Source organism: Cyanobium gracile UHCC 0281 (assembly GCF_034931305.1).
Lineage (GTDB): Bacteria > Cyanobacteriota > Cyanobacteriia > PCC-6307 > Cyanobiaceae > Cyanobium > Cyanobium gracile_A.
Map to the genome: position 1 here is coordinate 1 of NZ_JAYGHY010000074.1, position 10748 is coordinate 10748.

Consider the following 10748-nt stretch of genomic DNA (forward strand, 5'->3'; position numbering starts at 1 on the left):
CAGTTCCAGGGCCGTGCAGGGCACCCCGGCGGCGGCGGCGGCGCGGTGCCACTGGGGGAAGCTGCCGGCGGTGGGCACCGCCAGAACCAGCCAGCCGCCCGGGGCCAGGGCGCGGCACCAGCGACCGAGCTGGCCGGCCGGGTCGTCAAGCCACTGCAGCGCGAAGCCGGAGGCCAGCAGGGCTGCCCCATGCAAGACCGAGGGCAGCCCGTCGTTGAGATCCCACAGCAGCTGGGGCTGCTGGGGGTTGCGCTGCAGCAGTTCGGGGCAGAGGTCGAGCTGCAGCAGCCCATGGGCCGGCAGCGCCCGTGACAGCAGGCCGCTGCCGGCCCCCAGATCGGCGCGGGGGCCGGCGGGCAGGGGCAGATCGCGGCAGAGACGGCCCAGCCGGCAGGCCACGGCCCGCTGAACCAAAGCCTGGGCCTCATAGCCCGCCGCCCCGCGCCCGAAACGATGGCGCACCAGGCCACTGAGGCCGGCCCTTGTGTCGGTGGAGGACAGCAGGCTGGTCATGCTGCACCCAGACCCTGCAACCACTCCAGCACCGGCGCCATCACCGGGCTGCGCAGCAGGCAGTGTCCGGCCCCCGGCAGGCTCACCACGTCAGCCTGGGGCAGCGCCTGCCGCAGCAGGGCGCGGGCCTGTGGCCCGACGATGTGGTCGGCTTCGGCCTCCACGATCAGCACCCGGGCGTCCGTGGGGAAGCCCGCCGGTAGGCCTTCGCTGCGCTCCAGCAGGGCCAGGTCGTGGCGCAGCCGCTCCCGGCCCTCCGCCCCCACCGGCTGGTCGGCGGGCCCAGGCGGCAGCAGCTCGGCGGGATCGGGGCTGGCCGCCTCGACCAGAAAGCGTCGCAGCAGGGTCTGGGTCCGGAGGGCCGTTTCGGCGTCGCTGGGGCCCTCGGCCAGCTGCGCGGCCATCGCAGCCAGGGCGGCGCGCACCCGGCGGCCTTCCGCCCCCGGCGGCACGAAACGGCCGAAGCCGGCCAGCAGCACGACGGCGTTGGCGCCGGCGAGCACCGCGGGATCCAGCAGGTGGGGACCCATCGAATGACCGATCACCACCCTCCTCCCGGCTCCCTCCCAGGCGGGGCTGAACGGGGTGCGGGAGCCATAGCCCCTCTCGCCGCACGACCAGCGCCAGCCCAGGGGGCCGCACACCTCCCGCCAGGGGGTCCAGTTGGCGCCGTCGCCGGCCCAGCCGTGCATGGCAATCACCTGGAGGTCGGCGGGGGCGCTGGAGGCCATCAAGGGGTGAGGGGGGATGGGGCCGGGCCGAGGGCTTCGATCAGGCGGGGAAGGGTTCCGCAGGGGAGATCCTGGCGCAGCACCAGCCGCAGCCGAGCCGTCCCGGCCGGCACCGTGGGGGGCCGGATCGCCACCGCCAGCAGGCCGGCGGCCTCGAGGCACTCCTGAAGGGCGAGGGCGGCTCCGTCGTCCCCCACCAGCAACGGCAGCACCGGCCCGTGGCCGGCAGGCCGCGGCCAGCCCGCCGCCGCCAGCGCCTGCCGCCAGTGGTGTGCCCGCGCCAGCAGTTTCGTGGTGATCCCGGGCTGGGCCTCGATCTGCCGCAAGGCCGCCAGGGCCCCGGCCGCCAGGGGCGGCGCCAGGGCCGTGGTGTAGCGGAAGGCGCCGCTGGCCTGCAGCAGCCAGTCACCCAGCAGGGCGTCGCCGGCGAGGAAGGCGCCACCGCTGCCGAAGGCCTTGCCGAAGGTGCCACTCACCAGATGCACCCCCTCCAGGCCATGGGCCAGGCCGCGGCCGCCTGGGCCCAGCACCCCCAGGGCATGGGCCTCATCGAGCAGCAGCAGCGCCCCGTGGCGCCGGCACAGCGCCGCCAGGGCCGGCACGTTCGGACTGGTGCCCTCCATGCTGAACAGGCTCTCGCTGAGCACCAGCCGGGTCTGGTCGGGTTGGCTGGAGCGGGCCTGGGCCAGCCGCTGCTCCAGATTCCCCAGGTCGTTGTGGGCGAAGCGCACCAGCCGCGCCCCGCTGGCGCGCACCCCTGCCAGAAGCGAGTGATGCACGTGGCGGTCGGCGCAGACCAGGGCCTGACGATCGGCCAGGGCCGTGACCGCCGCCAGGTTGGCCTGGAAGCCACTGGGGAACAGCAGCACCCGCTCCCGGCCCAGCCAGGCGGCCAAGGCGGCCTCCAGCTGCAGATGCACCGGACGGGTGCCGGTGACCAGCCGCGAAGCGCCGGCCCCCAGGCCACTGCGTTCGAGTTCCGCCCGGGCCGCGGCGATCACGGCCGGGTGGCGGCTCAGCCCCAGGTAGTCGTTGCTGGCCAGATCCAGCAGCGGCAAGCCAGCGCCTGGGGCCGCCCCGGCCTCCCCGGTCTCCTCCTGCAGGGCGATGCCATCGGTGGGGCGGAAACTGCGCAGCCGCCGCCGCCGTTGCTGCTGCAGGGCGGCCAGCCCGTCATGGAGCCGCTGCCGCCAGGGGGGCCTCAGGCCGTCGGCATCCAAGGGATGAACCCGAACACGGGTGGCAAAACCCTAAGAGGGCGGCAGGTCGCCTCCAGCCCATAGGATTCCACGATGCTCGAGAGCCCCGACGTTGGCAGCTCCACCCGCGTCGACGGGCCCAGCGACGGCGTGATCGACAGCGACCCGATCGGCAGCACGGCCTCGAACAAGGCCGTCCCCCCGGTGGAGGAGCTGTTCCCCTTCCCCCTGGATGATTTCCAGCTGGAGGCGATCGATTCCCTCAACCAGGGCCACTCGGTGGTGGTGAGTGCCCCCACCGGCTCCGGCAAGACCCTGGTGGGCGAGTACGCCATCCACCGGGCCCTGGCCCATGGCCAGAAGGTTTTTTACACCACACCCCTGAAGGCGCTCTCCAACCAGAAGCTGCGCGATTTCCGCCACCAGTTCGGCCACGAGAAGGTGGGCCTGCTCACGGGTGATCTGAGCCTGAATCGGGAGGCCCAGGTGGTGGTGATGACCACCGAGATATTCCGCAACATGCTCTATGCGGAGATCGACCACGCCGACGACGATCCCCTCGCCGATGTGGAGGCGGTGGTGCTCGATGAGTGCCACTACATGAACGACACCCAGCGCGGCACCGTCTGGGAGGAGTCGATCATCCACTGCCCGTCGCGGGTGCAGCTGGTGGCCCTCTCGGCCACGGTGGCCAATGCCGGCCAGCTCACCGACTGGATCGAGCGCGTGCATGGCCCCACCCGGCTGATCCACAGCGACTTCCGCCCCGTCCCGTTGGCCTTCAGTTTCTGCAGCGCCAAGGGCTTGCATCCGCTGCTCAACGACGAGGGCACCGGCCTGCACCCCAATTGCAAGGTCTGGCGCCCTCCAAAAAACACCCGCCGCAAGGGACCGAAGGAACCGCGGCCGCCCCAGCCGGAGGCGCCGCCGATCGGCTTCGTCGTGGCCCAGATGGCGGAGCGCGAGATGCTGCCGGCCATTTATTTCATCTTCAGCCGCCGCAACTGCGACCGCTCCGTGCGTGACCTGGCCAAGGTGTGCCTCGTCAACGCCGAAGAGCAGGCGCGGATCCGCCAGCGGCTGGAGGCCTTCATGGCGGTGACCCCCGAGGCGGTGCGGGAGGGCGGCCATGCCGATGCCCTGCTGCGGGGCATCGCCGCCCACCACGCCGGCGTGCTGCCGGCCTGGAAGGAACTGATCGAGGAGCTGTTCCAGCAGGGGCTGATCAAGGTGGTGTTCGCCACCGAGACCTTGGCCGCGGGCATCAACATGCCGGCCCGCACCACGGTGATCTCGGCCCTCTCCAAGCGCACCGAACGTGGCCACCGGCCCCTGATGGGCAGCGAGTTCCTGCAGATGGCGGGTCGCGCCGGCCGCCGCGGCCTGGATACGCAGGGCTACGTGGTCACGGTCCAGAGCCGTTTCGAAGGGGTGCGGGAGGCCGGCGCCCTGGCCACCAGCCCGGCCGATCCCCTGGTGAGCCAGTTCACCCCCAGCTACGGCATGGTGCTCAACCTGCTGCAGCGCTACGACCTGGCCAAGGCCAGGGAGCTGGTGGAGCGCAGCTTCGGCCGCTACCTGGCGGGGCTGGATCTGGCCGAGGACGAATCCAGGATCGCCGAGCTGATGGCCCAGCTGGCCAGCCTGGAATCGAGTGGCGGCGAGGTGCCCTGGGACGACTTCGAGGATTACGAGAAGGTGCGCGGCCGCCTGCGGGAGGAGCGCCGCCTGCACCGGATCCTGCAGCAGCAGGCCGAGGAAACGCTGGCCCACGAACTCACCCTGGCGCTGCAGTTCGCCAGTGAGGGCACCCTGGTGAGCGTCAAGGCGCCGGCCCTGCGCAGCCGGGTCACCCCGGCGGTGATCGTGGCCAAGGTGCCTGGCTCCGGCCAGTTCCCGCTGCTGCTCTGCCTTACCGACGAGAACGTCTGGATCCTGCTGCCCTGCCATGCGGTGGTGACCCTGCACGCCGAGCTCAGCTGCCTGCAGGTGAATCAGCTGGAGCCGCCGGAGCTGCACCACGCCAATGAGCTGCGCCACGGCGACAACGCCAGCGGCGGCCTGGCCCTGGCGGTGTCCTCGATGGCCCGCCGCCACGACATGCACACCCCCCGCTACGACCTGGCCGGGGAGGTGCAGCAGCAGGGCCAGCTGGTGCAGCAGCTGGAGCAGGAGCTGGAGGCCCACCCCGCCCACCGCTGGGGCGACCGCAAGCACCTCAAGAAGCACCGCCGCCGCATGGAGGAGCTGGAGGAGGAGATCGGCGAACGGCAGCGGCTGCTGCACCACCGGGCCAACCGCCACTGGGACACCTTTCTCTCGTTGATCGACATCCTGCGCTTCTTCGGCGCCCTCGATGGCGAGGAGGGGCTGGAGCCCACGGAGGTGGGCCGCACCGTGGCCGCCCTGCGGGGCGACAACGAACTCTGGCTGGGGCTGGCGCTGATGAGCGGCCACCTCGATGGCCTGGATCCGGCCGAACTGGCGGCGGTGCTGGAGGCCATCTCCACCGAAGTGAACCGGCCCGATCTCTGGTGCGGCTACCCGCCGCCACCGGCCTCCGAGGAGGCCCTCCACGACCTGCGCGGCCTGCGGCGCGAGCTGCAGCGCCAGCAGGAGCGGGCCTCGGTGGTGGTGCCGGTGTGGTGGGAGCCGGAGCTCACCGGCCTGGTCCACGCCTGGGCCCGGGGCGCCAGCTGGAACGACGTGATCGCCAACACCTCCCTCGATGAGGGGGACGTGGTGCGGATCCTGCGCCGGACCGTCGACCTGCTCGCCCAGGTGCCGTACTGCGAGGCGATCAGCGAGCAGCTGCGCCGCAACTCACGCCTGGCGCTCAAGAGCATCAACCGCTTCCCGGTCTGCGAGATCGAGGATCTGCTGGCCGCTGGCAACGGCAAGCTGGATCCGGCGACAGAGCGGCCGCCAGCCGGTTAGAGGGCGGCCGGCCCCCTCAGATCCCCAGCCGCTCCCAGATCACATCCAGATTCGCCCGGTGCAGGTCGGTGGAGAAGCAGTCGGCCAGTTGCTCGGCGCCCAGGTGGCTGGTCACCACCGGATCGGCCGCCAGGTTGGCGCGGAAGTCGCCCCCTTCGCTGTTCCAGGCGGCGTGGGCGTGGCGCTGCACGATCCGGTAGGCCTCCTCGCGGCTCAGCCCCGCCTCCACCAGCGCCAGCAGCACCCGCTGGCTGAAGACGACGCCGCCATACACATTCATGTTGCGGGCCATGTTGTCCGGATACACCCCCAGGCCTTCCACCACGGCCGTCATCTCCCGCAGCATGAAGTGCAGGGTGACCGAGCAGTCGGGCAGCATCATCCGCTCCACCGAACTGTGGCTGATGTCGCGCTCATGCCAGAGGGCCACGTTCTCCAGGGCCGCCACGGTGTAGCTGCGCAGCACCCGGGCCAGGCCGCTGATGCGTTCGCTGCGGATCGGGTTGCGCTTGTGGGGCATGGCCGAGCTGCCCTTCTGGCCCTTGGCGAAGTTCTCCTCCACCTCCAGCACGTCGGAGCGCTGCAGGTTGCGGATCTCGGTGGAGAAGCGCTCCAGGGAGGTGCCCACCAGGGCCAGGGTCTGGACGTACTCCGCATGGCGGTCGCGGCCGATCACCTGGGTGCTGGCGGTGTCGGGCACAAGGCCCAGCAGCCGGCAGGTGATCGCCTCCACCTGCGGATCGGTGTTGGCGTAGGTGCCCATGGCGCCGCTGATCTGCCCGACGGCCACCACCGTGGCCAGCCGCTCCAGCCGCTCGCGGTTGCGCTCGGTTTCCGCCAGCCAGCCGGCCACCTTGAAGCCGAAGGTGATCGGCTCGCCGTGGATGGCGTGGGAGCGGCCGATCATCACCGTGTCCTTGTGGGCCCTGGCCAGCTGCCGCAGGGCGCCGGCGAGGGCCTCGAGCTCGGTGCGCAGCACCGCCACCGAGGCCTTGAGCTGCAGGGCCAGCCCGGTGTCCAGCACGTCGGAGCTGGTCATGCCGACATGGATGTAGCGGCCCGCATCACCGACGTGCTCGTTGACGTTGGTGAGGAAGGCGATGACGTCGTGGCGCACCTCCGCCTCGATCTCCAGGATGCGGGGCACCTCGAAGGCCGCCTTCTCGCGGATGGCGGCCATCGCCTCGGCCGGCACCCGGCCCAGCTCGGCGTTGGCCTGGCAGGCGGCGATCTCCACCTCGAGCCAGCTGCGGAACTTGGCTTCCTCGCTCCAGAGGTCGCCCATCTCCGGGAGGGTGTAACGCTCGATCAAGGGCCGGGCGGTGGCGAAGGATCCACCAACCTATCGAGCCGCCCCCACCGGCTCAGGCGGCGGCGGTGAGGCGCCGGTAGGGCAGCTCCAGGTGGACCATCGACCCCCAGGCCTGCTGGCGCACCCAGCAGCGGGTGCCGCGGCGGCGGATCAGCTGGAAGGGGGGCAGATCCTCCGGATGATCCCGCAGCCTCACGAAGCTTCCAGGGTGGAGCAACTCCACCACATTGGATCCGGGGGCAGCCATGGATCTGTGGGCAGCCATGGGAGGAATCGAAGGGAACCGTGGCGCCATCCTGCGACTGTTCGGAGCCGAACCCTCCGGTCATCGGTTTTTGTTCGGTTTAGATCGCTGTTCGATGACAACATGCCGGTGGAGCGGCAGCACCCATGGCCGAAACGCAGCATGGCCCGTAAGGAACGGCTCGATCGCCGCCTGGTGGATCTGGGTCTGGTCGCCAGCCGCCATCAGGCCCAGCAGTTGATCCGGGCGGGCCGGGTGCGTGGTGGCGGTGAGGTGCTCGACAAGCCGGGCACTGAGGTGCCCGAGACCCTGGTGCTGGAGGTGGAGCAGCCGCCCCGGTTCGTCTCCCGGGGGGGGGAGAAGCTGGAGGGGGCCCTTTCGGCCCTGCCGATCCGGGTGAGCGGCCGGGTGTGCCTCGATGGGGGCATCTCCACCGGCGGCTTCAGCGATTGCCTGCTGCAGCACGGGGCCCTGCGGGTGTACGGGATCGATGTGGGCTACGGCCAGACGGCCTGGAGCCTGCGCACCGATGAACGGGTGGTGCTGCGGGAGCGCACCAACCTGCGCCACCTCACCCCGGAGGCCCTCTACGGCGAAGCGGACCCCTGGCCCGACCTGGCCGTGGCCGACGTGTCGTTCATCTCGCTCACCCGGGTGCTGCCGGCCCTGCGGGCCCTGCTGCTGCCGAACGGCGAAGCGCTGTTGCTGGTGAAGCCCCAGTTTGAGGTGGGCCGCCAGCGGGTGGGAAAGGGTGGCGTGGTGCGGGATCCGGCGGCCCATGCCGATGCCATCGCCACCGTGATCGCGGCAGCCCGGGAGCTGGCGTGGCATCCGGCGGGACTGGTGGCCTCACCCCTCACCGGGCCGGCGGGCAACCACGAATACCTGCTGTGGCTGGTTCCGCCAGGCCATGCCGCCGATCAGGATGGGGCCCTGGAGGCGTGGTCCGAGCGAATTGCGGCCCTGGTGACAGACACCCTTGCCTGAGAAAGCCAGGCCGCGGCTGGGGGCAGCGGCCTGGCTGGCGCCGATGCGGCGGCTCAGATGGCGCCGCTGTCGAGGTCGCCGGTGCGGATCCGGATCACGGAATCGACGGTGCTGATGAAGATCTTGCCGTCGCCGATCTCACCGGTGCGGGCCGCATCCTGCACCGCCTGGACCACCGTGGCCACCCGTTCATCGTCGACGACGATTTCGAGCTTGAGTTTCTGCAGGAATTCGACCGTGAATTCGGAACCGCGATAGCGCTCCACCTGCCCTTTCTGCCGACCGAAACCGCGAACCTCGCTGACGGTCATGCCAACGATGCCTGCATTGACAAGGGCGATCTTCACGTCCTCGAGTTTGAAGGGGCGGATGATGGCCTCGATTTTCTTCATGGCTGTGCTGCGGTCAGGAAGGCGACGGTTGGAGTCTCTCAGAGTCCCCCCCTGGGCAGGGGACGGCTCCATTACCGCCGAGCCTTGCCGGGGTCGTCGTAACGGTTGCTACGTGAACTCCGGGCCGCTGACCGGCGGAGCGGGCTGTCCGACACGTCCAGTACGGTCGAAATCCGACCCCTTCGCTCCACCGACCATGGCCACACCATCGCCGGCGGCCCCGCCTGAGACCGTGACGCCCCCCTACGGCGAGCGGGCCATCGCCGAGGCCCAGCTGATCTGTTTCCCCAATCCGCGGGTGGGCCGGGCCTATGAAGTGGCGATCGAACTGCCGGAGTTCACCTGCACCTGCCCGTTCTCCGGCTATCCCGATTTCGCCGTCCTGCGGCTCCTTTACCAGCCGGGGCCCCGGGTGCTGGAACTCAAGGCGCTCAAGCTCTACGTCAACAGCTACCGCAACCGCGCCATCTCCCACGAGGAGGCGGCCAACCGGATCCTCGACGACCTGGTGGCCGCCTGCGATCCGGCCTGGATGCAGCTGGAGGCCGATTTCAACCCCCGCGGCAACGTCCACACCGTGGTGCGGGTCAGCCACGGCGTGCGCCAGCCCTGCTGAGTCAGGGCTGGGGTTCGAGCCGCTGCAGCAGGGCCGGCAGCTCTGAGGCGAAGGCGGTGAGGTTGCGGTTGCAGAGGCCCGCCACGTGCAGCCTGCCGCCGGCCCCATCGGCGATCGCCCAGAGCTGGCGGGTGGCCACCAGGCTGAGGCCGCCGCCCAGCAGGGCGATGGCGAAGCCGCTGTAGACGAGGGGCACGCCGGGATCGCGCTTGAGCAGGATGCCGCTGGCCGGCAGCACGCTCGCCACCCGGATCGGCAGACCCTTCACCTCCTGGGCCTCCCCACCGGGCACCAGCTGCGCCAGGGCCTCGCCGTCGGGGCCGAACACCTGCACCGGCCCCTGCTCGCTGGTGAGGCTCAGCAGCACAGGCTCAGAGCCATCGGGGCGGGTGGGCAGCACCAGCCCCCAGAGTTGATCGCCGAGCTGGGGGAAGCTCTGCAGGGGCAGCTCCAGCACAGGGCTGCGCCCCAGCTGCAGGCTGATCGTCGCCAGGGACCAGTCCGCCTGATACAGGGTCATGCCCCGGTAGCGCAGGGGATGGTTGACGCTGATCGCCGCTTCGGTGGGAGGGGCCGTGTCGGTGGGGGGGATCAGCCGCAGGCTGGAGGAGAACTGCTCCGGCCGGCCGGCCGGATCCCGCTGGATGCGGAAATCGTCGAGGGCCAGGGTCACCTGGGTGCTGCCGCGGCTGTCGAGCAGTTCCAGCTCCCGGCCCGGGGCCAGGAAGCGCTCCAGGCGCTGGCCGCCCAGGGCGCCCCAGGCCGCCCCCACCATCAGCACCACCATGCCGGCATGGACGAGCAACGGGCCCACCCGGCCAAGCACGCCGCGGCGGGCCGCCAGGCGGTCGTCCTGGCGGCGGATCTGCCAGCCCGAATCGCGCAGATCGGCCTCCAGCCGCTCCAGGCCGGCAACGGGCTCGGCGGTCACGAGGGTTTCGGCCACGCTCAGCTTGCTGAGCTGCCGGGGACTGCGGTAGTCGATCCAGCGCAGGGACGCCTGCAGGGCGGGCCACTGGCGCCGCCAGCTGCACAGGATCAGGGACAGGCCCAGCCAGGCCAGCAGGCCCAGGAACCAGCCGCTGGAATAGACGTGATCCAGCTGCAGCCGCAGCACCCCATCTCCGCCCAGCAGGCCCAGCCAGGGTTTGGGGTCGTACAGCTGGTGGTAGAAGGCCGCCTCCTCCTTCTGGGGGATGGCCGTGCCGATACCGCTGGCCAGGGCGATGACCAGCAGCAGGGCGATGGCCAGGCGCAGATCGGAGATCCAGCCGGCCAGGCGCTGCAGGGGGCGCCAGGGGGCGGCGGTGGTGCTGGTCATGGCAGCACCGACAGCAGGGTGAGGCCGCCACTGGCGAGCAGCACCACGCCACTGATCGGTGGCACCCACTGGCCCAGCCGGCGCAGCTGCAGCAGCCCGGGCAAGGAGGCGGCCATGGTGCCTGCCAGCAGCAGGGGCATCACCTGGCCGGCACCGAAGCTGCAAAGCAGCAGCATGCCGACGAGGGGCTGGCCGCTCTGGGCCATCCAGGCCAGCAGCACCGCCAGCACCGGGGTGGTGCAGGGGGTGGCGGCCAGGCCGAAGGCCAGGCCGCGGCGTCCCTCCGGCCGGTAGCGGCAGGCATCGACCAGCGCGCGGGCCTGGGCCGCGCTTTCCACCAGCGGCATCATGATTCCCAGCGCCCCGGCATCCAGCAGAGGCGGCGCCAGGCCGGGATCGGGGCGCGGCAGGCGGACCATGGGCACGATTCCCGCGGCGCGGGCGAAGGCGCATTGGGCTTTGACACCCTCGATCCCCAGGCCGCTGTGTTCCATGT

11 protein-coding genes are annotated in these 10748 nt (G+C 71.1%); 3 read left to right on the forward strand and 8 right to left on the reverse strand.

All coding sequences use genetic code 11. The annotated features are described in order from the left end of the window. The 3 genes from VB739_RS14960 to VB739_RS14970 form a co-directional block, all read right to left on the reverse strand. The coding region (locus tag VB739_RS14960) for a methyltransferase domain-containing protein (RefSeq protein WP_323357828.1) at positions 1-513 on the reverse strand (513 nt) is incomplete at its 3' end. Next, positions 510-1244, reverse strand: a complete 735-nt coding sequence (locus tag VB739_RS14965; protein ID WP_323357829.1) for an alpha/beta fold hydrolase — start codon at positions 1242-1244, stop codon at positions 510-512. The genes VB739_RS14965 and VB739_RS14960, both read right to left, overlap by 4 nt. Next, a complete protein-coding gene (locus tag VB739_RS14970) occupies positions 1244-2413 on the reverse strand; it encodes an 8-amino-7-oxononanoate synthase (protein ID WP_323357836.1) in 1170 nt (389 codons plus the stop codon). The genes VB739_RS14965 and VB739_RS14970 overlap by 1 nt, the downstream gene beginning before the upstream one ends. Before the next feature lie 123 nt (positions 2414-2536). Here VB739_RS14970 and VB739_RS14975 point away from each other — a divergent pair, with 123 nt between their 5' ends. Further along, the gene (locus VB739_RS14975; protein WP_323357830.1) at positions 2537-5380 is read left to right on the forward strand and encodes a DEAD/DEAH box helicase; all 2844 of its coding nucleotides are present in this window, start codon (positions 2537-2539) and stop codon (positions 5378-5380) included. Positions 5381-5396: 16 nt separating this feature from the next. Here VB739_RS14975 and purB read toward each other — a convergent pair whose 3' ends face one another. Both purB and VB739_RS14985 read right to left on the reverse strand, forming a co-directional pair. Beyond that, entirely contained in the window at positions 5397-6692 is a 1296-nt protein-coding gene (gene purB / locus VB739_RS14980) for an adenylosuccinate lyase (RefSeq protein WP_323357831.1), read from the reverse strand. A 52-nt stretch (positions 6693-6744) separates the two neighbouring features. Further along, positions 6745-6939 carry a hypothetical protein gene (locus tag VB739_RS14985; RefSeq protein ID WP_216906002.1) on the reverse strand — a complete coding sequence of 65 codons (195 nt, stop codon included), beginning with the start codon at positions 6937-6939 and terminating at the stop codon, positions 6745-6747. 159 nt (positions 6940-7098) lie between these two features. On the opposite strand from VB739_RS14985, the gene VB739_RS14990 reads away from it, so the two are divergent. Next, positions 7099-7923, forward strand: coding sequence for a TlyA family RNA methyltransferase (locus VB739_RS14990; RefSeq protein WP_323357832.1), 825 nt, complete (start codon positions 7099-7101; stop codon positions 7921-7923). Between the two features lie 53 nt (positions 7924-7976). Here VB739_RS14990 and VB739_RS14995 read toward each other — a convergent pair whose 3' ends face one another. Continuing rightward, positions 7977-8315, reverse strand: coding sequence for a P-II family nitrogen regulator (locus tag VB739_RS14995; RefSeq protein WP_216906005.1), 339 nt, complete (start codon positions 8313-8315; stop codon positions 7977-7979). A gap of 196 nt (positions 8316-8511) precedes the next feature. Between VB739_RS14995 and queF the strand changes: the two genes are divergently transcribed. Next, on the forward strand, positions 8512-8931 hold the full coding sequence (queF, locus tag VB739_RS15000; protein WP_323357833.1) for a preQ(1) synthase: 420 nt from the start codon (positions 8512-8514) through the stop codon (positions 8929-8931). Position 8932: 1 nt separating this feature from the next. Here queF and VB739_RS15005 read toward each other — a convergent pair whose 3' ends face one another. Both VB739_RS15005 and VB739_RS15010 read right to left on the reverse strand, forming a co-directional pair. Next, positions 8933-10252 (reverse strand): cytochrome c biogenesis protein ResB, encoded by a 1320-nt coding sequence (locus tag VB739_RS15005; protein ID WP_323357834.1) that lies wholly within the window; start codon positions 10250-10252, stop codon positions 8933-8935. Next, on the reverse strand, positions 10249-10748 hold a 500-nt coding region (locus tag VB739_RS15010), incomplete at its 5' end, for an aldolase/citrate lyase family protein (RefSeq protein WP_323357835.1). The genes VB739_RS15005 and VB739_RS15010, both read right to left, overlap by 4 nt.

Coding starts and splice junctions, on each gene's coding strand:
- VB739_RS14995 (WP_216906005.1), bottom strand. CDS start 8,315: ATGAAGAAAATCGAGGCCATCATCCGCCCCTTCAAACTCGAGGACGTG.
- VB739_RS14965 (WP_323357829.1), bottom strand. CDS start 1,244: ATGGCCTCCAGCGCCCCCGCCGACCTCCAGGTGATTGCCATGCACGGC.
- VB739_RS14975 (WP_323357830.1), top strand. CDS start 2,537: ATGCTCGAGAGCCCCGACGTTGGCAGCTCCACCCGCGTCGACGGGCCC.
- queF (WP_323357833.1), top strand. CDS start 8,512: ATGGCCACACCATCGCCGGCGGCCCCGCCTGAGACCGTGACGCCCCCC.
- VB739_RS14985 (WP_216906002.1), bottom strand. CDS start 6,939: ATGGCTGCCCCCGGATCCAATGTGGTGGAGTTGCTCCACCCTGGAAGC.
- VB739_RS15005 (WP_323357834.1), bottom strand. CDS start 10,252: ATGACCAGCACCACCGCCGCCCCCTGGCGCCCCCTGCAGCGCCTGGCC.
- VB739_RS14990 (WP_323357832.1), top strand. CDS start 7,099: ATGGCCCGTAAGGAACGGCTCGATCGCCGCCTGGTGGATCTGGGTCTG.